Source organism: Psychrosphaera sp. 1_MG-2023, assembly GCF_030548245.1.
Taxonomy (GTDB): domain Bacteria; phylum Pseudomonadota; class Gammaproteobacteria; order Enterobacterales; family Alteromonadaceae; genus Psychrosphaera; species Psychrosphaera algicola.
Genome location: NZ_JAUORW010000003.1, coordinates 75849 through 99192, shown reverse-complemented (window position 1 = coordinate 99192; position 23344 = coordinate 75849). Strand labels below are relative to the sequence as shown.

Sequence of the window (23344 nt, the reverse complement as noted above, 5' to 3'; positions counted from 1 at the left end):
GGTTTATTCGGTCATCTTATGGAACTGGTAGCAAAATTTAATCAGGTTTTTTCTAAAGAAAACAACAAGTATATTAGTGGCTTAGGTGCTCCCTTGTTTATTCTTGCCGCGCTTGCAATGGTTATTTTACCGCTGCCATCGCTTATGCTGGATATCTTGTTTTCTTTCAACATAGCCCTTGCATTAGTCATCTTACTCGTAACGGTTTACACCCTAAAACCGTTGGATTTTGGCGTTTTCCCTACCGTTATTTTGATCGCGACCGTACTGCGACTTGCACTGAATGTTGCAAGTACCCGTATCGTTTTACTAGAAGGACACAAAGGGGGAGACGCCGCTGGACAAGTCATCGAGGCGTTTGGTTCCGTAGTTATTGGTGGTAACTATGCCGTCGGTTTAGTGGTCTTCGCAATTCTCGTTATCATTAATTTTGCGGTTGTTACAAAAGGTGCAGGTCGTATCTCTGAAGTAACCGCTCGATTCACACTTGATGCAATGCCTGGTAAACAGATGGCTATCGACGCCGACTTAAATGCCGGTTTTATTTCACCAGAACAAGCAAAAGCACGCCGTGAAGAAATTGGCAAAGAAGCTGACTTCTACGGGTCAATGGATGGTGCGTCTAAGTTTGTTAAAGGTGATGCTATCGCTGGGATTATTATCTTATTTATAAACATCATTGGTGGTTTGTTTATCGGCATGATCCAACACGACTTGTTGTTTGGTGAAGCAGTAGAGATTTATACCATTCTAACCATCGGTGATGGTCTGGTTGCACAGATTCCAGGACTGTTATTATCAATTGGCACGGCGATTGTAGTTACTCGACAAAACACTGAAGAAGCGATGGGATCTCAGGTTACATCGCAGCTTGGCGGCGAAAAAGTTTTATACGTTGCTGGTGGTTTATTGGTTGCGATGGGGTTAGTGCCAGGTATGCCACACTTAACGTTTTTAGGATTTGGTGCGATTTTACTTGGCGCAGCTTATATCACTAATAAACGGGCGGCGGAAGCGGTATTAGAAGCGAAAAAAGAAGCTGTTAAAGCGCCGGCTCGTGATCCTGTTGAAGCGGCTGAGAACAAAGACGTAAGTTGGGACGATGTTGCCCATGTCGATACCATAGGTTTAGAAGTTGGTTACCGTTTGATCCCTCTTGTTGATAAAACCCAAGGCGGTGAATTGCTGTCACGTATAAAAGGTGTGCGCCGTAAACTTAGCCAAGAGCTTGGCTTCTTAGTGCCAGCGGTTCACATCCGTGACAATTTAGATTTAGATCCAAATGTATATCGTATTACCCTGATGGGGGTAACAATAGGTGAAGCTGAAATTCGACATGATCGCGAGTTAGCAATTAACCCAGGCCAAGTGTTTGGCAAGGTCGATGGTATCGAAACAATAGACCCTGCATTCGGTTTAGAGGCCGTTTGGATAGAAGCTAAAAATCGAGATAAAGCACAGTCATTAGGTTATACGGTTGTTGACCCAGCTACTGTGGTTGCAACGCATATAAGCCAATTGTTAACTAATAACGCAGCGCAGCTTCTTGGTCATGAAGAAACGCAAAATCTTCTTGAAATGATTGGTAAAAATTATCCAAAACTAGTCGATGGTGTAGTGCCAGAAATGATGAGTTTGTCGGTACTTACAAAAGTTCTGCAAAATTTATTAAATGAAAGTGTGCCAATTCGAGATATTCGTTCTATTTTACAAACCCTTGTTGAGTATGCTCCAAAAAGCCAAGACCCCGATGTGTTAACGGCTGCGTGTCGTATCGCACTTCGTAGATTCATCGTCCAAGACACCGCTGGTTCGGTGGCAGAAATACCCGTCATAACTTTAGCGCCAGAGCTGGAACAGATGTTGCAACAGTCTATGCAGTCGACTGGAAACGAAGGCGCTGGTATTGAACCAGGACTTGCTGAACGTATGCAAACGTCACTTGCAGAAGCACATAAGAATCAAGAATTACAGGGTGAACCTTCGATTCTTCTTACGTCAGGCATGTTACGCAGTGTGTTGTCTCGTTTCCTAAAACACAGTGTCCCTGGTTTGGTAATTCTGTCGTATCAAGAAATACCAGAAGAGAAACAAATTAAAATTGTCAGTTCGGTTGGTTAGTTGTCAGAACTTTGACGGAGATTTAGAATGAAAATAAAACGTTATTATGCAAAAGATATGAGAACAGCACTAGCTCAAGTAAAAGAAGAGTTAGGTGTAGACGCAGTCATCATGTCAAACAAAAAGACGGCAACAGGTATAGAGCTTGTTGCAGCGGTAGATTCTGATGCAGAATTAACAACTAAACCTTCTACACAACCGGTAAGTGAAGCCGAAACGCAGCAATCGGTATCAAATCAACGAGTGAACAACCAACAAATGGCCGGTGCTAGTGGATCAATTCAAGCACTGATGAATAAGCCAGAAGGTGCACAAACGCAAAGTCAGCCTGCAACTAATGTGGCCAGCTCGTTAGACGAATTATTAAAGCGTCAAAGCAACTTTAGTAAGCCTGCTCAAGCGACTGTTGCTCCTCGTCAGTCACAGCCTGTTCAAGCTTTACAAGAAAATGAAAATCCAGTCGGGACTATGACCCAGGCACTATCACAACAAGCAGAATCAGAATTTGAACAATGGTTATCTAAAGCCCGAGATAAAGTTGCCGAAGAGTCAGCACCTTCTCAGGTTGATTTTAACTCGCTAAATAATGATATTGGTTATGACTCAAATACAAATGAAGCGCACCAAGCACAGTTAGATGGTGATGATTTGTCTGATCCACACTCGGCTCCAGTTTCTGCTTCTATTAGTGAGTTGGCGACATTAAAGGCCGAGATGAACTCAATTAAGCAATTATTAGAACATCAAGTCTCAAATTTAATGTGGCAAGACGTCAATCGTCGTCAACCTGTAAAAGCGATGTTAACTAGCAAATTAAAAGAAATGGGTTTATCAGTTAAAGTCGCAGAGCATTTAACGCATTTTATTGGCGAAGACACTAAACACTCTGATGTTTGGCCTAAAATGTTAGCGTTGTTAACTGAACAACTTGATACAACAGATAACGAAATTATCAAACGTGGTGGAGTCTATGCATTGGTCGGTCCAACTGGCGTTGGTAAAACTACGACAATAGCTAAGTTAGCGGCTCGTTATGCACAAATGTATGGTGCCGACAAAGTTGGCTTAATTACGACTGATAGCTTTCGTATCGGCGCACTTGAACAATTGGCAACTTATGCCAAAATATTAGGGTGCCCGCTTAAACAAGCAAAAGATGTTGAAGAGTTGTCTGAAGCCATTTATCAGCTAAGAAACAAAAAGTTAGTTTTGATCGATACAGCTGGCATGAGTCAACGTGACATTAAATTGACAGAAAGATTAAATTATTTGTTAACGCGATCACGTGTTAACATTAAAAATTATTTAGTTTTATCAGCCACTTCACAAATGAGTGTATTGCAAGAAAGCGTACAACATTTTAAAACAATTCCACTTTCGGGTTGTATATTTACAAAAATAGACGAATCTTTAAGTTTGGGAGAGTTAATGAGTGTTGCAATTCATAATAGGTTGCCAATTGGTTATTTAACCAACGGTCAACGCGTCCCAGAGGACATTAGAGTTGCAAATTCAGGAAAAATTGTGCAAAAAGCTAATCAATTGTTTGAATTAAAGCAAAAAGTAACTAACGAAAATAATAAGGTAGTGCCAAAAGCAGTAGGCATGTATGATTAAAGCAAGTTCATCTGACCAGGCTAGTGGCTTAAGAAATATGTCTTTAGCAAATAAAACCAAAGTAATCGCTGTTACAGGCGGAAAGGGTGGCGTTGGCAAAACAAGTGTTTCGCTAAATACCGCTATAGCCCTAGCTCAAATCGGGCAAAAAGTGTTAGTGCTAGACGCTGACCTAGGCTTAGCTAACTGTGATGTTATGCTAGGTTTACGTGTCGAAAAAAACTTATCACATGTCATCTCCGGTGAAGCTGAACTTGACGATATTTTAGTTGAAGGGCCGTACGGCATTAAAATAGTACCGGCAACTTCAGGTACTGTAGATATGGTCGACCTTTCTCCTACCCAGCATGCCGGACTTATCCGAGCTTTCAGTGAAATGCGAACACCAGTGGATATTTTTATTGTTGATACTGCGGCAGGCATTTCAGACATGGTATTGTCCTTTTCACGCGCATCCCAAGAATTATTAGTTGTTGTCTGTGATGAGCCAACGTCAATTACTGACGCCTATGCACTCATCAAAATTCTTAATCGTGACCATGGTGTCAATCGATTTAAAGTCGTGGCGAACATGGTTCGTTCGATGAAAGAAGGCCAGGACCTATATAAAAAATTATCTTTAGTGACGGACCGATTTTTAGACGTCACACTCGAGTTAACTGCGATAATTCCATTTGACGACAATTTAAGAAAAGCGGTTCGACGCCAGCGGGCAATTGTGGACGCTTTCCCAAGATCGCCATCGTCTGTCGCATTTAAAACTTTAGCTGCCAAAATAAATAACTGGCCGACGCCGACAAACGCGACTGGTAATTTAGAATTTTTTCTAGAGCAGTTAGTAAATTAAGAGGCGCTCGTTTGAACAACAAAGTTGCCGCAGCCTACGAGGCTAAAGAACAATCGCTCACTAGCCTTGTAAACAAACATGGGGTGTTAGTGAAACGAATTGCCCACCATTTGGCTGCGCGATTGCCCGACAGTGTCCAAGTTGATGATCTCATCCAAGCAGGTATGATTGGTCTTATTGAAGCATCAAAGAATTTTGATGGGTCAAAAGGGGCGAGTTTTGAAACCTATGCTGGCATAAGAATTCGAGGCTCCATGTTGGATGAAATTCGACGTGGCGACTGGACTCCCCGCTCTGTACACCGTAATACCCGATTAGTTGCCAATAAAATATCAGCGTTAGAAGCTGAACTTGGACGCGACGTTAAAGATGTAGAAGTCGCTGCTGCATTGGATATATCACTTGCCCAATACCACCAAATGTTAAAAGAGACGAGCGCAGGCCGTGTCCTCGATTTGGACAGCTTAGGTGTAGCGGAAGATGTGGTGACAAAACATACTGACGGTTCGGACGATGTCTATGACGGTGTCGAAGTAAACAATTTTAAATCATCAATGATAAAGGCAATTAAGTCATTGCCCGAGCGAGAGGGACTAATTCTTTCGCTATATTATGATGATGAGCTAAACTTACGTGAAATTGGTAACGTTTTGAACGTGAGTGAATCGAGAGTTAGCCAGATCCATAGCCAAGCTATGGTGCGGCTTCGAGCTCGATTAAAGGAATGGTTATAATAAAACTTGTAACTTCCTAATTTTTATTAATAATATTTATTTACGTTAATCATGTATTTTCAAGCCGGTACGAACTACTATAAGTGAAACTGGATTGGGAACTAACAAAACCTCACTGGAGGACGCTTTGGATAAGAATATGAAAATTCTGGTTGTTGACGACTTCTCAACAATGAGAAGAATCATCAAGAACCTATTGAGAGATTTGGGCTTTACCAATGTTTCAGAGGCAGATGACGGAAGTACTGCATTACCAATGTTGCAAAATGGTGACTTTGATTTTGTTGTTACGGACTGGAACATGCCAGGTATGCAAGGGATTGATTTATTACGTGAGATTCGTAAAGACGAAAGCCTAAAACATATGCCTGTCATGATGGTAACTGCAGAAGCTAAAAAAGAACAAATTGTTGCCGCCGCTCAAGCGGGTGTTAATGGCTACATTGTTAAGCCATTTACTGCAGCGACGTTGAAGGGCAAATTAGAAAAAATATTCGAGCGCTTAGAATAATCTAACTAGGAGTACACTATGTCTTTAGAGACTGCTCCGCAGATTAGCCTTGAAGAGGCTAAAGCCTTAGTAGCTGCGCTAGAGTCGGGTGACAATACAACAGCAAACACCATTTTAATGGGCATTGCTGCACCTGAGCAAAAAGAATTATTTGCAGAAGTTGGAAAACTCACACGTCAATTACATGATTCGCTTTCTAGTTTTCAATTAGATCCGAAAATTGCAAATTTGGCGACAGATGATATCCCTGATGCAAAAGAACGATTAAGTTACGTCATGAGTTTGACGGAACAGGCTGCCAATAAAACAATGGACGCCGTTGACGCTAGCTTGCCGTTAGCTGACAAAATTAATAGCGATATTTCCAGTTTAAAACCTGAGTGGGATAAATTAATGCAGCGCCAACTTGAGTTGGGCGAATTTAAAACCTTATGTTTTTCAGTGAATGAGTTTATGGAGACTGCAGAAAAAGACGCAGCCCAAATTCATCTTTATATGACTGAAATCATGATGGCTCAAGACTTTCAGGATTTAACTGGTCAGGTAATCAAACGTGTTATCGAGTTAGTCAAAGAAGTTGAAGATAGTTTAATTCACTTACTGACAGTATTTGGTGAACCTAGTAGAGAATCTATTAATGAAGTTAAGGCTGCTGTCGATAACAATGGTGTAGAAGGTCCAATCATCGATGCTGAAACACGTGAAGACGCTGTTTCGAATCAAGATGAAGTTGACGACCTATTATCTAGTTTAGGCTTTTAAGTTAGGGGAGCTGCCGAATGGCGTTGGAAGTGGATCAAGAGATATTACAAGATTTCTTAATAGAAGCTGCAGAAATCTTAGAATTACTATCAGAAGAGCTAGTTGAACTGGAAAATGACCCAGAAAACGCTGGTCTCTTGAATTCCATTTTCCGTGGATTTCATACCGTCAAAGGTGGCGCTGGCTTTTTAGCGTTAACGCATTTGGTGGACGCGTGTCATGGTGCAGAAAATGTTTTCGACATTCTGAGGACTGGCAAACGGAGCGTAACACCTGAATTGATGGATGTTATTCTCCAAGCGCTCGACACCGTCAACGAAATGTTTGCTCAAGTTCAAGCCGGTGAAGACCCAACTCCTGCTGATCCACAACTGTTAGAACGTCTACATCGTTATAGTCATCCGGAGGCCGAAGTAGTTGAAACGGTTGCAGATGTCGAACCAGACGTTAATTTGACTGGCGGCGATATAGATGAAATATCAGAAGACGAATTTGAAGCATTATTAGACGAACTCCATGGTAAGCCGGCCGCAACAGCGACGCCAGCACCTGCTTCTCCCACGTCGTCAGCAATTGCTAGTAGTGGTGATGACTTTTCAGACGATGAATTTGAAGCATTATTAGATGAATTACATGGAAAAGGGTCGTTTGAAACATCAAAATCTTCGGCTGGTAATGCTGCACCAACGGCTCCAGCACAACCTGTCTCGTTTTCAAATGAAAGTGATGAGATAAGTGATGACGAATTTGAATCTTTGTTAGACGAATTACATGGCAAAGGCGCGTCACCAACAGTAAGTAAACCAAAAGCTCAGGCACCAAAACCACCCGAACCGCCAGCGCCAAAAGCGACGCCAGCACCGGCACCAAAACCGCCTGTAGCGGCTAAACCCGCTCCTGCTAAAGCTGCGCCGGCTAAGTCACCTAAACCTGGTGAGAAAAAGGCACCACCACCACCGGCAGCTGAAACAACTGTTCGTGTTGACACTAAACGCCTTGACGAAATTATGAATATGGTTGGTGAACTTGTCTTAGTCCGTAACCGGTTGGTGAGCTTAGGGGTTAATTTAGGATCTGATGAAGCGATGACCAAAGCAATATCTAATTTAGATGTTGTAACTGGAGACCTGCAAGGCGCGGTAATGAAAACGCGTATGCAACCGATTAAAAAGGTATTTGGTCGATTCCCTCGGGTTGTTCGAGATTTGGCTCGAAGTTTAAATAAAGAAATTGTATTGGAATTACTCGGTGAAGAAACCGATTTAGATAAAAATTTAGTAGAAGCTCTAGCGGATCCGCTAGTGCATTTAGTTAGAAATTCCGTAGACCACGGCATTGAAATGCCGGACGAACGTGAAAACGCTGGTAAGAGCCGAGTCGGTACAGTTCGTTTATCGGCGTCACAGGAAGGCGATCATATCTTGTTAGTCATCGAAGATGACGGTAAAGGAATGGACCCTGAAAAGCTTAAAGATATAGCCGTAAATAAAGGCGTTCTCGATGCGGATGCTGCAGCTCGATTGTCAGACACTGAAGCATATAATTTAATATTTGCTCCGGGCTTCTCAACGAAAGAAGAAATATCAGACATCTCTGGTCGTGGCGTTGGTATGGATGTGGTTAAAACCAAAATCACTCAGCTTAACGGCTCTGTCGATATCCAGTCTGAATTAGGCGTTGGCACTACACTAGAAATTAAAGTACCACTGACACTAGCAATTCTTCCAACCTTAATGGTTGTTGTTGGTGAGTTGATATTTGCATTGCCGCTATCAACGGTAAATGAAATTATTCATCTGGATTTAACAAAGACAAATATAGTTGACGGCCAGCAGACTGTTATCGTTAGAGAAAAAGCGATCCCACTATTTTATTTAGAAGACTGGTTGATCAAAGGCAATAACCCAGCTGACCGAGTTGTTGGTAAAGGCCATGTAGTTGTTATTCAAGTTGGTGTACAACAAGTTGGTTTTGTTGTGGACTCATTAATCGGACAAGAAGAAGTTGTCATTAAACCATTGGACGCTATGTTGCAAGGAACTCCGGGAATGGCAGGGGCGACGATTACATCGGATGGTGGTATCGCGCTTATATTTGATGTACCGAACTTGTTAAAACATTATGCTAAACGGTCTAACTTAAGGTTTAAGTAGTATTTAAAAATGACAATAAAGGTATTGGTTGTAGATGACTCTGCGTTTTTTCGACGTAGAGTAACAGAAATCTTGAACTCGCACCCTGACTTACAAGTTATTGGGGATGCAGCTGATGGGCAAGCGGCAATTGAACAAACCGCAAAGTTACGTCCAGATGTGATCACGATGGATATCGAAATGCCTGTCATGGATGGCATTACAGCCGTCAAAAAAATAATGGCAGTGACACCTACGCCTATTATTATGTTTTCATCTTTAACACACGATGGGGCCACTGCAACGTTAGATGCACTTGAAGCTGGTGCCCTTGATTTTCTTCCGAAAAAATTTGAAGACATAGCAAAAGATAAAAAAGAAGGAACCGCTTTACTGCAGGAGCGAGTTAAAGCATTAGGCGCGAAATCCAGTATATTAGCTCGACGTCGTCCAATTCGTTCTGAAGTGTCAGAACGAGCAATAGTTAAACCAGCGACCTCTACTTCAACAATATCTTCGCGACTGGGTAGCAGCCTGCAAAGTTCATCAACTCGAAGAACAACTGAAACGAGTCAAGCGGCACCTCAACGGCAGGCAACGTCGGCGATTCGAAACTCGTCTGGAAAGTCATATAAATTATTAGCGATTGGTACGTCAACAGGCGGACCCGTTGCGTTGCAAAAAGTACTTACAACATTACCTGCAAACTTTAACGTCCCGATTATTCTTGTTCAACACATGCCAGCAGCTTTTACCCCAGCGTTTGCCTCTCGTTTAAATACGTTATGCAATATTTCGGTAAAAGAAGCAGTTAATGGCGAGCCATTAAGACCAGGTGTGGCATATTTAGCACCAGGCGGTAAGCAAATGTTGATTGAAGGTCGACCTGGTTACGGGACGATTAAAATTATGGATGATGAGGCAGCTCGTGTAACTTATAAACCAAGTGTTGATTTGTCATTTGGCAGTGCTGCGAAAGTTTATGGTGGTGATGTATTGGCAATTATTTTGACTGGCATGGGAGCGGATGGCCGCGAAGGCAGTCGAATGTTGAAACAACGTGGCGCTAAGATTTGGGCGCAGGATGAATTATCTTGTGTGGTTTATGGTATGCCACAAGCGGTAACAAGTGCTGGTGTTTCAGAACAGTCGATTTCACTAGAGCAAATTGGCCCTTCCATTCTTAAAGAATTTAATTTACGTTAAATTGCAGTTTATGTGTTCCCTGAACTTAGATCCAGAGGTAAAGCACTTAAACCGCAGCTCGTTAAAATAAAAGCACTAATCTCATTAGATAGCTGATACTATTAATAACTTCTAATTGCGCGAACGATTTTTAATCGAATTTGATGGCGTGTTAAACGTTTTAGATAAACTAAACAGTAACCACTAAATAATAATAACTAGGTGAATATGTGAAGGTTTGGACTGTTGCAAATCAGAAAGGTGGAGTAGGTAAAACGACTTCTGTTATAACCTTAGGCGCAATATTGGCGCTGAAAGGTAAAAAAGTCCTTATGTTAGACACCGATCCCCATGCGTCACTTTCTTATTATTTTGGCATTGATTCAGAAGAATTAACGCATAGCGTTTATGATGTATTTTTGCACTCAGACTCTATGGATCAGGAACATTGGCAAAAGTGTGTTTGGCAATCTCCAGTACCAAATTTAAGTATTCTTCCCGCCACGATGGCAATGGCCACATTAGATGGTATTTTGAGTAAAAAGTCTGGTATGGGCTTAATTATTAAAAAAACCTTAAACAAATTTGCATCTGATTACGATTACGTTTTAATAGATTGTCCGCCGGTATTAGGTGTTTTGATGGTCAATGCGCTTGCCGCAAGTGACAAAGTATTGATCCCAGTACAGACCGAATGTATGGCTTTAAAGGGCTTGGAACGCATGCATCGTACAATGCAATTGATAAAGACCTCTCAGGCGAAAAAATACGATGTTTGCATCATTCCGACTATGTACGATAAACGTACAAGAGCGTCGATCGTAGCGTATCGAGAGTTGCAAAGTACTTATGGCGATCAGGTTTGGGAAGGGGTTATCCCAATTGATACAAAATTTAGAAATGCGTCGATGGAAAAACTGCCATTGCCTATTTATGCTAAAGGTGCAAGAGGCGTATACGCCTATAACGAATTATTAAAATCATTAGAGAATAATTAAGTCGATGTTTGCAAGTGAAAAAGTCATGCTGGAGTATTTCGACCAGCTACTAAGTGACGAAGAAGAAAATGACATTAACACGGTTGCAAATACGCATCGCGGATCTTTGACGGCAGAAAAACAATCACGCCCTGCGATACTATCTGACGATATTATGGCGACACCACTCGCGCGTGAAAAACCTCAAGTTTCCCATAAAAGTCCAGCAGCAAAACCATTTAAAGAGCCAGAAGTTGAGTTACCCGCACCGCAAACAAGTACGGTCGCTAAATTACTGGAACAAGTAAATTTAAAACAAGATGCAAAAATAGCTAAAGAACGTCAGAAAACTGTCGATCTAGTAAGAAGTGTATCTCAAGACATCGCGCCACCTTCTGTTGAAACAAAACAAGAAATAGCTCTACAACCGCCAATTAAGGTTGAAAAAGAGGTTATTGAAAGTTTCCCAGATGAACCATTTCAAGCGTTATTTTTTAGCGTTGCGGGTTTATCACTAGCCGTGCCGTTGAAGGAACTTGGTGGGATCCATAATTTAACAGAATTAAGTACTTTGTTTGGCAAGCCTGCATGGTTTAAAGGCGTGATGCTAAATCGAGATAAGAAGTTAAATGTTGTCGATTCTGCGCGTTGGGTTATGCCTGAAAAGTATAACCAAGCCATGGAAGAGTCGCTTAACTATCGCTATCTCATCATGTTAGGTGAGAGTAATTGGGGATTAGCAGCCGAAAGTTTGGTTGAAACAGAGTCAATTACACCAGATGCAGTTAAGTGGCGAAAAAATGCACATAAACGTCCCTGGTTGATGGGCACGATTAAAGAAAAAATGTGTGCTTTGTTGCATGTAAGTGATTTAATTGCCATGCTTGAACAAGGTATAGACGCAAGACAAGTTTAGTCAGTATTCAATTTAGGAGTTGCTCATATGAGTGAAGAAAGAACCCCAGTCAATCACGTTACGGATGGCAATGACGAAGTATTGCAATGGGTCACGTTTAAACTAGAGGAAGAAACCTACGGTATAAACGTTATGCAGGTTCAAGAAGTACTACGTCATACTGAAATTGCTCCCGTACCTGGTGCCCCTGACTATGTGCTAGGAATCATTAACTTGCGTGGTAACGTCGTAACCGTTATTGATACAAGAGCCCGCTTTGGGTTAATGCCTGGCGATGTAAGTGATAATTCGCGAATAATCATAATCGAATCTGAAAAACAGGTTATTGGTATTATGGTAGATAGTGCAACCCAAGTTGTTTATTTAAAAACGTCTGAAATCGACAGTGCACCTAATGTAGGTACTGATGAAAGCGCTAAATTTATTCAAGGTGTTAGTAACCGTGATGGCGAATTATTAATATTAGTAGACTTAAATAAACTGATGACAGATGAAGAGTGGGATGATATTGCAGACATCTAAGTCAATCTGCATAGCGTCAATCATCTTAGCTGGCTGAATGGAGACTAAATTAGTTGAAGTTCAGTCTGCTTAATTGTTCTATTTTTTAAGAAAGGTCACATGTCATTACCTATTATTGCAATAATCATCTTGTTTGTTGCTGTAGCATCGCTGATTGTAGCCTTGCTAATACTATCTAAAAAGATTGTAAATCAGACTGCAAAAATAGAGTTGATGGAGTCGCAAGCTCTTAATGATAAATCTCATGTTAACCACCTCATTGACGACATTCAAACGTCGATACAGCAAATTCCAAAAATAATTGAAATACAATCTCAGCAAAATAACGAAATGCAGTCGAATAAACAAGGATTGCTCGAATTGCAGGAGACCACTGAAAAGTTGCGAAATGATATTCAATTACTTCAAAGTGAAGGGCAAGAAGATAAACTCTACGTTAGAGCTAAAAAGTTAATTCAATTAGGCGCTGACATTGAAGAAATCATTAATGAATGTGGTATTAGCCGAACCGAGGCTGAATTACTTATTTCACTATCTGCGAAGCAGTAAATATAATAACGTTTTTCTAATCTATTCAAAACTAAGCCCCTTAATAAATGTAATCGATAAAATCGTTACCAAAGCTACTGTTTTAGTCATTACTGTCCTAATAAATACCTCCCTTTAACAAGCGCCAATATTCTCTGGCACAATTCATGCAGTATTAAAACCAAAATAACCATCGTCGAATTATTGACAGAGGCTATAGATGGATAAGATGTTATATGTCGCCATGTCTGGCGCGAAACAAAATTTGATCGGTGTATCGATGAATGCCAATAACTTGGCAAATGCGAAGACCGCAGGATTTCGTGCTGACTTTGAACAGCAGCGCTCCATGCAAGCATTTGGTGAAGGGCATCCAACGCGAGTATTTGCGGTAACCGAACGTCCAGGTTCTAAAATGAACCATGGTTCAATAGCGACAACGGGTCGTGATTTGGACATCGCTATCAAAGGCGATGGTATGTTGGCGGTACAGGACAGAACAGGCTCTGAAGCTTATACCCGGGAAGGTAATTTACAAATTACCAAAGAAGGGTTGTTAACGACAGCACGTGGCGCTCCTGTGATGGGAGAGGGTGGCCCAATTGTTATCCCTTTGCCAATAGAAAAAATAGAAATAGGCCCAGATGGCTCTGTCACGATACGGCCTTCCGGCGCTCCGGCAAATTTTCTTGAAACGGTCGATCGAATAAAGTTGATCGAACCGCCAAGTCTTAATTCGATGACTAAAGGTAATGATGGCTTATTTCGTTCAAAAGAATCGGTACTTACCAATGACTTATGTGGATTTTGTGACGCTTCGCCTAATATCGGTATCGAAAGTGGCGCATTAGAACTTAGTAATGTGAGTCCAGTAAGCGAAATGACAGCGATGATCGCACATCAAAGACAATATGAATTACAAATTAAGTTGATGAAAAAAGCGGAAGAAATAGACCGTGCACAAGATCAACTTCTCAGAATATTTTAATTAGGAGGCGCGTATGCATCCGGCATTGTGGATTAGTAAAACTGGGCTTGACGCTCAACAAACTGAAATTGCGGTAATATCCAATAACTTGGCCAACGCCAGTACTATCGGATTTAAAAAGAGTCGAGCCGTATTTGAAGACTTACTTTATCAAAACATTAACCAACCTGGTGGTCGGTCGTCCCAGGACACTGAAATGCCAAATGGTTTGATGCTCGGTGCTGGTACTAAAGTTGTCGCGACTCAAAAGAACTTCTCGCAAGGGAATATGACAACGACTGAAAACAGCCTGGATTTTATGATCCAAGGTAAAGGTTTTTTTGAAATCCAACGCCCAGATGGAACGTTAGCTTATTCTCGAAATGGCCAGTTTTCAATTGATGAAAATGGACGATTGGTAACCTCTGGGGCCGGTTTCCCATTGCAGCCTGAAGTAACAATTCCGGCTGAAGCGCAGTCGATAACAATTTCCCAGCAAGGTGAAATTTCAGTTCAAGTACCGGGTCAAGGTGCTGGTGTTGTTATTGGACAGTTGACCATTTCAGAGTTTATTAACCCTGCCGGCTTAGAGCCAACGGGTCAAAATTTATATATTGAAACTGGAGTAAGTGGTGCCCCGGTTCAAGGTAACCCAGGGGTTAACGGTTTGGGTATCATCGTACAGGGCGCTCTAGAAACGTCAAATGTAAACGTAACTGAAGAGCTAGTTAGCATGATTGAGAGTCAACGTGTGTATGAAATGAACTCAAAAGTAATTTCGACAGTTGACCAAATGCTTAGCTTTATTACTCAGCAGCTATAGAGTTCTGGAGATTTATTATGATGTTATTCACGGCAAAACAACCCAAGGTTCAGTTTACCAAACGCATGTCAAAAGCATTAGCCGCGTCATTATGTGTTGTTTATTTATCAGCCTGTGCGGTGAATCATGATATTGAAGAAGAAGATACGTTTTTCGCACCTATAATGCCTGAAATCAAATCTGATGAAGTTGTTGCAACGGGGAGTTTGTATCAGAGTGGTTGGTCAAATGGCCTATATTCAGATACTAAGGCACGCCGTGTTGGTGACATCATCACAGTTTTATTAATGGAAAATACTCAGGCATCTAAGTCAGCTAAAACAGAAACTAAAAAAGAAACAGACGCGAGTTTATCACCGTTAGTTGGATTAAACGGTCTTGCACCAACCATTGGCGGTAATACGCTGCAGATGGGGATAGGCTCCGATGGCACTTTTAAAGGTGATGCCAAATCAGATCAAAGTAATAGCTTAAGTGGCCAAATTACTGTCCATGTTTTAAGAGTATTACCAAACGGAAATTTAATAATACGTGGCGAAAAATGGCTTACGTTAAATACCGGACAAGAATTTATTCGATTGACAGGCATTGTACGGTCAGAAGACATCAGTTCTGAGAATACTGTTGATTCAACCCGCGTTGCGAATGCAAGAATTTCGTACAGTGGTAAAGGCAGCTTGGCAGAAAGCAATGAAGCTGGCTGGATATCACAATTTTTTATGAGCTCGATGTGGCCATTTTAGGAGCAAATATGAAAGGTTTAATACTGCTATTTAGCTGCTTAATTGGTGTCGTTTCGATGCAAGCAGAAGCAACACGAATTAAAGACGTATCGATGGTCGAAGGTATTCGGTCTAATCAACTCGTAGGTTACGGGTTAGTCATTGGTTTACCAGGCACCGGTGAACAAACACGATTTACGGAACAAAGCTTTAAAGCGATGTTAGGTAACTTTGGTATTCAATTGGATCCAAATTTAAAACCTAAAATTAAAAATGTTGCTGCGGTTGCCGTCCACGCTGATCTACCAGCATTTGCGAAACCAGGACAAAGTATAGATATTACCGTATCGTCAATTGGCAGTGCCGGAAGTTTGCGAGGCGGCACATTAATACAGACAATGTTAAAAGGTGCTGACGGCAATATTTACGCCGTTGCGCAGGGGTCATTGGTTGTTGGCGGTCTAGGCATTCAAGGCCAAGATGGTTCTTCGGTCACAGTCAATATTCCGACAGTGGGGCGTATTCCTAATGGCGCTACCGTTGAGAGAACCGTTCCAACGCCATTTGGAAACGGGGATTATATCACTTTCAATTTAAACGAAGCTGATTTTACTTCAGCTAAAAGGTTAGCTGATACAATTAACAACCTAGTCGGTCCTAATACGGCAAAACCATTGGACTCAGTTTCTGTCAGAGTAATAGCGCCAAGAGATATTGGACAGCGTGTTGCGTATCTATCAACGTTAGAAAACTTAGAATTTACGCCAGCCGATACGTCCGCCAAAATTATTGTAAATTCAAGAACAGGCACTATCGTTATAGGTAAAGACGTTAAGCTTAAGCCTGCTGCTATTACGCATGGTAGCTTGACGGTGACCATTGCAGAGAATCAAGACGTAAATCAACCTGAGCCGCTTTCAAATGGTGAAACTCAGGTAACAAACCAAACCATTATAGATGTAGCTCGTGATGATACCCGCGCGTTTGTATTTGACCCAGGCGTTAACCTTGACGACCTAGTTCGAGCGATAAACCAAGTGGGAGCTGCTCCAGGTGACTTAATGGCAATATTAGAGGCATTAAAGCAAGCTGGCGCAATTGACGGGCAATTGGTTGTAATTTAATTTAACTAAATAAAAAACAGGAAGGGGATCGATATGAGTTTCGCCCAAGTATTATTAACAAATGTAACTGCGAATCAAGATACAAATCATGCAATTCTAGAGATGTTAGAATTGGACAAAGACCAACAGGTTCAATACCATGTTTATGAAGTTGCTTACTTTGAAAAACAGATATTTTGCTGTCTCTCAGGTGGCGTAATTGAAGATAATGAAATTCAATTTACACCGGTTGGGCTTGGCGCATTTGAAGCACTTACCAATATTGAAGATGAAGAAGATTCTGAGTATTTTGCTGAGCAAATCGAGCTAGCCGAAGGTGGCATTGCAGCGCAAATCGAAGAGGTTTTTTCGCGTGTACCAGATAAATCTCGTGTATGTTTCATTGGTAATTTGAATGATGAAATGCAAAATGAATTAGGTAAATATTTTACTTTAGCTCACTAATCACCTCGTTATATATCCTGTTATAAAGCCGCAAAAGCGGCTTTTGACGTTTGAGTTCCAATCTTAATCTCAATCTCAATCTCAATCTCAATCCCAGCATTAGTAACTAGAAAATTTTAGTTATGACAAATTAGATTATCCAAAGCTTAACAAAAGCGACTTAAATAAGGCTTCTAACGAGTTGGCGCGTTTCTTGAAGTAATCACGTTATTATTAACTAATGTCAAAATAACGTCATATGAATCAGTTAGGCGATGCAGGTAATTATCTAGACATAGCGGGGATCCAGCAGCTTAAAGCGCATGCGGGAGCGAACCCTGATGACAAAGAAGCGTTGAAGCAAGCTGCTGAACACTTTGAGTCTATTTTCATCAATATGATGTTGCAGTCGATGCGAAAAGCGAACGCCGCGTTTGAAGAGGGTAACCCCATGCATTCAAACACGACTAAGTTTTTCCGTGATATGTATGACCAACAACTTGCTACTGACATGGCCAGTAAAGGCAGTTTAGGCCTTTCAGAACTTATCGTGCAACAGCTGTCCAATGATCCCGAACGATATCGTAATGGCACGACACTGAGAAACGACGCAACATTCGAGCGCCATGAATTTGGGAATACCTCTCAAACAAACGCTCAAACTACAGATCCATTAAATCAATATCCTACGGATAAGTTGCCTCTAAGCGCATCATTTTTAGACCCTGCGTTGCTATCTCCGAACGGCGTTAAAAATCACTTCAACCAAATGGTCGATGATGCGTTTAAACATGTCGGTCTTACGGTCAACCCAGTGGCAACAGATATCGCCCAACAGCAGAAAAAAGAGCCGGCGGAATTTGATACACCGAAAGATTTTGTTAGTCAAATTTGGAGTTATGCCAAAAAAGCGGCATCTGAAATTGGTCTTAACCCCGCAGTTATGGTTGCTCAAACGGCGCTTGAGACAGGTTGGGGTAAACATATTATCGAAGATAAAAATGGTGAGTCGAGTTTTAACTTATTTAACGTTAAAGCGCATCGAGATTGGGAAGGCGCTAAAGCTGCACAATCTACTTTGGAGTTTGAAAATGGCTTACCGGTAAGAAAAATTGAACCGTTTCGTGTCTATGACAATTTTTCAGAGTCGTTTGACGACTTTGTCAATTTTCTAAAAAGCAACGGCCGATACGATGAGGCATTAGAACGTACTGGCAATGCGGAACACTTTTTGCATAGTTTACAGAAGGCAGGCTATGCAACGGATCCGAATTATGCAGACAAGATCCTTGGCATTTTGCAAAGCAACAGTTTTAAAACAATGATTGGCGATTTGGACGTTAAACCGCAAGTCGAATAAGGGGTTAGAAAATGGCTAGTGGCATTTTAGGTACTGGTGTATCGGGGTTAGCAGCAGCTCAATTTGGGTTAGACACAACAGGTCATAACATTGCTAACGTTAATACCGAAGGTTACAGCCGACAACGTGTTGAAACTGAGTCTACGGTAGGTAACGCCTTTCGTTCTACTTTTCTTGGCAATGGAACTCAATTAGCTGCCATTACCCGAACGTTTAATGAATTTAATTACAATGAAGTTATCTTTAACGAAAGCCAATACAATTATAATGAAACAAGACTAACAAACGCCAGTCGATTAGATAACCTACTGGCCGATCCTGACACTGGCATAACCGCCACATTTGAAGAAATGTTTAATGGCATTAACGGTGTTGTTGAAGAGCCAACATTAATCTCAGCTAGAAATGTCGTTTTGTCGACGGCTGAAAATACAGTAAAACGTTTTAATACTCTTTATGAAGAAGTAGCTGTTCAGCATATGGGGTCAATTAATGAAGAGATTTATACATCCGTTTCAGAAATCAATTCTATTACTTCTGAAATTGCACTATTAAACAGTAAAATTCAGGTTGAGAATGCTGTTGGATCTGAGGGCTTTGCCCCGAATGATCTGCTAGATAGCCGCGAGCAACTAATAAAAAGACTAAGTCAGATGACGCAGGTCGACACAATACAGCTAGATGATGGCACTGTGAATGTCACCGTTGGCCAGGGCGTAACTTTGGTTACTGGTGCCTTTGCATTGCCAATGTCTGTTATTCGCAATGAATTTGATTCTGGTATTTTAGAGATTGGCGTTTCGACCAAAGAAGATTCCGAATCAAAATCAATTGTTACCGACCAATTAAGCGGCGGTTCTGTGTCTAGTTTACTCGATGTCCGCGATGAAATGATAATGCCAGCGATAAGGGAGTTAGGGAAACTTGCTATCGTTATTGCAGATTCGTTCAACCGGCAACAGTCACTAGGGCGTGATTTAAATGGCGAAGTGGGGTCTAATTTATTTAGCGATATTAATGATCCACAGTTAGTGCTAAGTCGAACCTTTGGTGCGGTCACTAACCCAGTTGAATCTAAATTTGAAATCAATATTCGAAATTCCAGCCAACTTACAACCGATATTTATGATCTAGACTATGACGGTACAGATCTTATCGTGTCTGATGCAAAAGGCAATGTTATCGAGAGTTTTGATCCTGCGCAGATCGCACAAATGAATGCAGGCACTGAGTTAACAATCGGCAATACCGGTTTGTCTATGGCCATTGATACAGACAATATGACAGCGGGCGATAGGTGGCAAATCAATGCCTTGAAGAATGGCGCAAGTAAAATTGATATTGTGATTGAAGATCCAAAGCTCATTGCTGCGGCAGATAATTATTTTGAAATAGATTCTGTGACCAATACAAATAACGTGAGCTTGTCACTTTATGAAATTAATAATGTGAGCAATGCCAGTTATCCTTCACCGAACAATGTTCCACCTTTACCGGATCCTATGCTGCAAATAGTAGTAGACGCAACCGGCACGCAGTACGATATTCAAGATAGTGCGGGCAACTCCGTTAATGGTGGGTTTCAAGATATTGCTGCAGATAAAATTATAAACGGCCCTGGATTTACCATGCAATTTGAAGGTGAGTTGGCAGGCAATGAAGTGTTTAATTTAACCCATGCAGATAATGATCTGATACCAAATGACAACAAAAAGTTTGGGCCGGGTGATAACACTAATATGTTAAGCATGTTGAACTTTCAGAGTAAAAAGACCATGGATAATGGACTAAATAGTTTCTCTGAGGGTTATGCAGATCTAGTAACAGCGGTAGGTGTAGACACTAAAAGTACAGAAATAGCCCGGGATTCCTATCAAACCTTATTAAGTGGTTCATCCGCAAGATTAGCCGCAGTTCAAGGGGTTAATTTAGATGAAGAAGCGGCAAATTTAATTCAGTACCAACAAGCATATTCAGCATCAGCGCGGATCATTACCGTTGCTCGTGAGACGTTCCAAACGCTCTTATCAGCGGCAGGTTAGGAGGTAATTTATGGCCACTAGAATAGCAACAGCAAATTATTTCCAACGAAACGTTGCTCAGTTGCAAACGCGTCAAGCAAACCTTGATAGAGCTCAGTTAGAATTATCCACGGGTAAGAAGATCATTAATCCGTCGGATGATCCAACAGGGGCAAATACGGTAATAAGACTGAAAAAAGAGATCCAGGTCAGCGATAGATATTTAGCATCGCAAGATAGTGCTCGTCGCTACAATAGTGTTTCTGAGACTCAGTTAGATTCCATGACTAATACTTTGTACCGTTCTCAAGAATTGTTAACCCAAGCCATAAACGGAGCTTATGATTCTGCTGCCTTGCAGGCTTTAGGCAATGAAATTGGCGCTAGGGTTAGTGAATTTATGGGGCAAGTAAATGCAACAAATTCAGCAGGGGATTACATATTTTCTGGGTACCAGACAACTTCACCTGCCTATGAAATCGATCAATTTGGTTTTGCTCAATACCAAGGGGATGAAGGGATAAGAGATTTGCTTATCGCCCCGAATACTTACGTAGATGCAAATGCAACAGGCAACGCATTTGTGGATAATTTAACGTCAGATTATGGTTATTTTACGCCAAGTTCAGACAAATTATCCACGGGGACAGTTACCAACCCTTCGGCTTTCAGGTCGCCAGCATTTCCAGAAACAACCTATCAAATTCAGTTTAATGCAACGGGTGATGGCTACGATATAATAGACCTAGGCCTAGACCCTGCGAATCAAGTCTTAGATTCGGTGACGGGTTATTTGCCTGGAGACGAAATAACCGTTCAAGGGATCACGTTTCAAACTAATGGCTCAAATCCTCCAGTCGCGGGCGAAACTATAGACCTGTCACCACAGCGAGATTCTGAGTTATCAAACTTTGAAGTTAATTTTACTGCTGCAGGCGAGTATGAAATTGTTGATTTAGATAGAAACAAGGTTGTGGCTGGTCCAGTACCATTTGTAATGGGAGATACCATCGAGTGGGGAGGGCGTAAGTTCCCATCTGATCCAGCCGCCGCATTACCAGCTGTTGGCACAAGTTTTACTTTTGGTGAACCAACAAAAAACACGCAGTGGGTTATGTCTCAAGCATCCAATAGCATGACAATTAATGGCTCGCGATTTGTAGCAACAGCTAATGATGAAGCTCTCAATTCTGTAGATTTAAACACCCCTCCTGGTGATCTGTTACCACCGGATCATCCTTTATACACTCCGGGAACTTCAGGTTCGATGGTAATACCGGCAAACACTGGTACCGGAATACTGTCGGGGGGCATTGTTTTGTATCCTGAAGATAATGTCATTGGTGATTTTAGGATATCTTTTATCGATACTATCGGCGATGGGGTTGCAGATAGTGTTAGAATGGATGAAATTGATCCAGTTACAAAACGAATTAAACCGCAACCTGAAGGTCAAAGTTTTGATACGGAATTCACCCCAGGTGAAGCAATTGTTGTTGCGGGTATCGAATATGAAGTCACAGGTACTCCAGCAGTAGGAGATACGTTTGAAGTCGCTCGGCCAGAAAACTCGCGCCGAGTAGAGGTGTTAGGTATGTTATTACATGAGTTGGATCAAGGACTTGTAACTACCGGTAATACTCGTTCTGAAATTGGCTCTCGTCTGAATATTGTCGATAATATGGAACAAGCCCAATTAAATTTCCAATCGATTACGATTTCAACATTGGCGACGCTAGAAGAAGTGGATATTTACGAAGCGGTAAACAATTTAGAAACGTCGAAAGTTGCACTACAAGCAGCTCAACAATCCTTTGTTAAAATTCAAAACCTAAGTTTATTTAATTACCTTTAACGTATAATGTCATGTTAATGAATCATTTAATTCTCGTTAACATGACGTTTCATCCCTCATTACGTTGCCTTCAAATCTAATTCTACTTCTAATAAGCTTAACGAATGCGCTACGAAAACGCTAAACGAATTAGAATCATGTCGGCAAAGCCATCAAGTCTCAGTTTGTTTGTTTCTGTCCTTTTAATCATTTATATCTCTCATATTTTTACCAATATTTTTTAGTATCGACTACTTTCATTACCTAATCGTTTTAGTCCCAATTCAATCCTTGCCAAATTATAAATTATTGGCATTATTAATCTGTAATTTCATCAGAATTGGTAATGGATATTCATTTGTTATTTGTAATCTACGACACTGAGTTCACCGCATGGGAAGGCTCAATGGCAAGACGTTGGTCAGAACCTTGGGAGCATAGAGAACTTATCCAGCTGGCGGCACTTAAAATTGAAGTTTGCGACACGGGATGTCAAATTTTAGAGTCCTTTTCTAGACATATAAAGCCAATTATAAATCCAACCTTAAGTCAATACGTGATTGACCTAACTGGAATAACTCAAACATTGATCGATCAAAAAGGCGTCAGTTTTCCGGCGGCGATTTATGATTTTAACAAATTTTGCCAGGGCGATGACGTTAAACTGGCAAGTTGGGGTAATGATCAAAAGGTCCTAGCAGAAAATGCTGAGCTAAATGGAATTCGATTAGCGCCGAAGTTACTTGAACACATCGATTTAAGTGTGCCGCTGCGTAAAATAGAGAAATATAACTTTCAAGTATGCAGTGGTTTGTTACATAAACAAATAGGCATACAACTCAAAGGTCATGTTCATGACGCATTACACGACGTAAATAGTATTGTGGCCACTGTAGATCGCCTGGTCAAAGAAAATCTGATTAGCATCAACTTGTTAGATCCCGTCGAAAATTGTTAATAGTTTTCCCCTAACACAAATTAAACGGCAACTGATTGCCATTACTTTCTCAGACGTCAATAATCTGCTAGTTAAAGCCAGCTCACACTAAACCTATAAAGATCTCTGTTGTTTATTTTCTTAATTTTAAATTAAGTTACTGTTATATAAAGAATAAAACTTATTATTCAAATCGAAATATATTAGACTTGAGTATAAATAAATCGACTTCATTTTTGTTTTTTAACTTTGGCACGCATGTTGCTCACTATGTGTAACGG

21 protein-coding genes are annotated in these 23344 nt (G+C 41.1%); all 21 read left to right on the top strand.

All coding sequences use genetic code 11. The features are described 5' to 3' along the window. Positions 1-18: 18 nt before the first annotated feature. The 21 genes from flhA (at position 19) to Q4575_RS03275 (ending at position 23084) form a co-directional block, all read left to right on the top strand. Positions 19-2121, top strand: coding sequence for a flagellar biosynthesis protein FlhA (gene flhA, locus Q4575_RS03375; RefSeq protein WP_215962175.1), 2103 nt, complete (start codon positions 19-21; stop codon positions 2119-2121). 27 nt (positions 2122-2148) lie between these two features. Further along, entirely contained in the window at positions 2149-3738 is a 1590-nt protein-coding gene (flhF, locus tag Q4575_RS03370; protein WP_215962174.1) for a flagellar biosynthesis protein FlhF, read from the top strand. Next, positions 3731-4585, top strand: coding sequence for a MinD/ParA family protein (locus tag Q4575_RS03365; protein ID WP_215962173.1), 855 nt, complete (start codon positions 3731-3733; stop codon positions 4583-4585). Before flhF ends, Q4575_RS03365 begins: the two co-directional genes overlap by 8 nt. An 11-nt stretch (positions 4586-4596) precedes the next feature. Continuing rightward, entirely contained in the window at positions 4597-5319 is a 723-nt protein-coding gene (locus Q4575_RS03360; RefSeq protein ID WP_272179967.1) for an RNA polymerase sigma factor FliA, read from the top strand. A 127-nt stretch (positions 5320-5446) separates the two neighbouring features. Further along, positions 5447-5830 (top strand): chemotaxis response regulator CheY, encoded by a 384-nt coding sequence (gene cheY / locus Q4575_RS03355; protein ID WP_215962171.1) that lies wholly within the window; start codon positions 5447-5449, stop codon positions 5828-5830. An 18-nt stretch (positions 5831-5848) separates the two neighbouring features. After that, the gene (locus Q4575_RS03350) at positions 5849-6592 is read left to right on the top strand and encodes a protein phosphatase CheZ (RefSeq protein WP_215962170.1); all 744 of its coding nucleotides are present in this window, start codon (positions 5849-5851) and stop codon (positions 6590-6592) included. A gap of 17 nt (positions 6593-6609) precedes the next feature. After that, a complete protein-coding gene (locus tag Q4575_RS03345; RefSeq protein ID WP_303521319.1) occupies positions 6610-8745 on the top strand; it encodes a chemotaxis protein CheA in 2136 nt (711 codons plus the stop codon). Positions 8746-8754: 9 nt separating this feature from the next. Further along, entirely contained in the window at positions 8755-9930 is a 1176-nt protein-coding gene (locus tag Q4575_RS03340; RefSeq protein ID WP_303521318.1) for a chemotaxis response regulator protein-glutamate methylesterase, read from the top strand. 209 nt (positions 9931-10139) lie between these two features. Further along, the gene (locus Q4575_RS03335; protein ID WP_215962167.1) at positions 10140-10907 is read left to right on the top strand and encodes a ParA family protein; all 768 of its coding nucleotides are present in this window, start codon (positions 10140-10142) and stop codon (positions 10905-10907) included. 4 nt (positions 10908-10911) lie between these two features. Further along, entirely contained in the window at positions 10912-11802 is an 891-nt protein-coding gene (locus tag Q4575_RS03330; protein WP_303521317.1) for a chemotaxis protein CheW, read from the top strand. 27 nt (positions 11803-11829) lie between these two features. Continuing rightward, complete coding sequence (locus Q4575_RS03325) at positions 11830-12324, top strand: chemotaxis protein CheW (RefSeq protein ID WP_215962166.1); 495 nt, start codon at positions 11830-11832, stop codon at positions 12322-12324. Between the two features lie 99 nt (positions 12325-12423). Continuing rightward, positions 12424-12873: a DUF2802 domain-containing protein gene (locus tag Q4575_RS03320; RefSeq protein ID WP_215962165.1), complete on the top strand. Its 450-nt coding sequence runs from the start codon at positions 12424-12426 to the stop codon at positions 12871-12873. Between the two features lie 199 nt (positions 12874-13072). Next, positions 13073-13840 (top strand): flagellar basal-body rod protein FlgF, encoded by a 768-nt coding sequence (flgF, locus tag Q4575_RS03315; protein ID WP_215962164.1) that lies wholly within the window; start codon positions 13073-13075, stop codon positions 13838-13840. Between the two features lie 13 nt (positions 13841-13853). Then, positions 13854-14642 carry a flagellar basal-body rod protein FlgG gene (gene flgG / locus Q4575_RS03310; RefSeq protein WP_215962163.1) on the top strand — a complete coding sequence of 263 codons (789 nt, stop codon included), beginning with the start codon at positions 13854-13856 and terminating at the stop codon, positions 14640-14642. Positions 14643-14707: 65 nt separating this feature from the next. After that, positions 14708-15385 carry a flagellar basal body L-ring protein FlgH gene (gene flgH, locus Q4575_RS03305; RefSeq protein WP_215962291.1) on the top strand — a complete coding sequence of 226 codons (678 nt, stop codon included), beginning with the start codon at positions 14708-14710 and terminating at the stop codon, positions 15383-15385. Between the two features lie 8 nt (positions 15386-15393). Continuing rightward, entirely contained in the window at positions 15394-16488 is a 1095-nt protein-coding gene (locus Q4575_RS03300; RefSeq protein WP_215962162.1) for a flagellar basal body P-ring protein FlgI, read from the top strand. Positions 16489-16521: 33 nt separating this feature from the next. Further along, positions 16522-16932, top strand: coding sequence for a hypothetical protein (locus Q4575_RS03295; protein ID WP_215962161.1), 411 nt, complete (start codon positions 16522-16524; stop codon positions 16930-16932). A gap of 238 nt (positions 16933-17170) precedes the next feature. After that, on the top strand, positions 17171-18271 hold the full coding sequence (flgJ, locus tag Q4575_RS03290; RefSeq protein WP_303521316.1) for a flagellar assembly peptidoglycan hydrolase FlgJ: 1101 nt from the start codon (positions 17171-17173) through the stop codon (positions 18269-18271). An 11-nt stretch (positions 18272-18282) separates the two neighbouring features. Continuing rightward, positions 18283-20313, top strand: coding sequence for a flagellar hook-associated protein FlgK (gene flgK / locus Q4575_RS03285; protein ID WP_215962159.1), 2031 nt, complete (start codon positions 18283-18285; stop codon positions 20311-20313). 10 nt (positions 20314-20323) lie between these two features. Continuing rightward, complete coding sequence (flgL, locus tag Q4575_RS03280; RefSeq protein WP_303521315.1) at positions 20324-22147, top strand: flagellar hook-associated protein FlgL; 1824 nt, start codon at positions 20324-20326, stop codon at positions 22145-22147. Positions 22148-22472: 325 nt separating this feature from the next. Beyond that, on the top strand, positions 22473-23084 hold the full coding sequence (locus Q4575_RS03275) for a 3'-5' exonuclease (protein ID WP_215962157.1): 612 nt from the start codon (positions 22473-22475) through the stop codon (positions 23082-23084). The last annotated feature ends 260 nt before the right edge of the window (positions 23085-23344 follow it).

Bases quoted from the DNA above. Each gene is read 5' to 3' on its own strand.
- flgG (WP_215962163.1), top strand. From the start codon at position 13,854: ATGCATCCGGCATTGTGGATTAGTAAAACTGGGCTTGACGCTCAACAA.
- flgK (WP_215962159.1), top strand. From the start codon at position 18,283: ATGGCTAGTGGCATTTTAGGTACTGGTGTATCGGGGTTAGCAGCAGCT.
- Q4575_RS03365 (WP_215962173.1), top strand. From the start codon at position 3,731: ATGATTAAAGCAAGTTCATCTGACCAGGCTAGTGGCTTAAGAAATATG.
- Q4575_RS03320 (WP_215962165.1), top strand. From the start codon at position 12,424: ATGTCATTACCTATTATTGCAATAATCATCTTGTTTGTTGCTGTAGCA.
- Q4575_RS03350 (WP_215962170.1), top strand. From the start codon at position 5,849: ATGTCTTTAGAGACTGCTCCGCAGATTAGCCTTGAAGAGGCTAAAGCC.
- flhA (WP_215962175.1), top strand. From the start codon at position 19: ATGGAACTGGTAGCAAAATTTAATCAGGTTTTTTCTAAAGAAAACAAC.
- Q4575_RS03300 (WP_215962162.1), top strand. From the start codon at position 15,394: ATGAAAGGTTTAATACTGCTATTTAGCTGCTTAATTGGTGTCGTTTCG.
- Q4575_RS03345 (WP_303521319.1), top strand. From the start codon at position 6,610: ATGGCGTTGGAAGTGGATCAAGAGATATTACAAGATTTCTTAATAGAA.
- Q4575_RS03275 (WP_215962157.1), top strand. From the start codon at position 22,473: ATGGATATTCATTTGTTATTTGTAATCTACGACACTGAGTTCACCGCA.
- Q4575_RS03295 (WP_215962161.1), top strand. From the start codon at position 16,522: ATGAGTTTCGCCCAAGTATTATTAACAAATGTAACTGCGAATCAAGAT.
- flgH (WP_215962291.1), top strand. From the start codon at position 14,708: ATGTCAAAAGCATTAGCCGCGTCATTATGTGTTGTTTATTTATCAGCC.
- flgF (WP_215962164.1), top strand. From the start codon at position 13,073: ATGGATAAGATGTTATATGTCGCCATGTCTGGCGCGAAACAAAATTTG.
- Q4575_RS03330 (WP_303521317.1), top strand. From the start codon at position 10,912: ATGTTTGCAAGTGAAAAAGTCATGCTGGAGTATTTCGACCAGCTACTA.
- flhF (WP_215962174.1), top strand. From the start codon at position 2,149: ATGAAAATAAAACGTTATTATGCAAAAGATATGAGAACAGCACTAGCT.
- Q4575_RS03325 (WP_215962166.1), top strand. From the start codon at position 11,830: ATGAGTGAAGAAAGAACCCCAGTCAATCACGTTACGGATGGCAATGAC.
- flgL (WP_303521315.1), top strand. From the start codon at position 20,324: ATGGCCACTAGAATAGCAACAGCAAATTATTTCCAACGAAACGTTGCT.
- Q4575_RS03340 (WP_303521318.1), top strand. From the start codon at position 8,755: ATGACAATAAAGGTATTGGTTGTAGATGACTCTGCGTTTTTTCGACGT.
- flgJ (WP_303521316.1), top strand. From the start codon at position 17,171: ATGAATCAGTTAGGCGATGCAGGTAATTATCTAGACATAGCGGGGATC.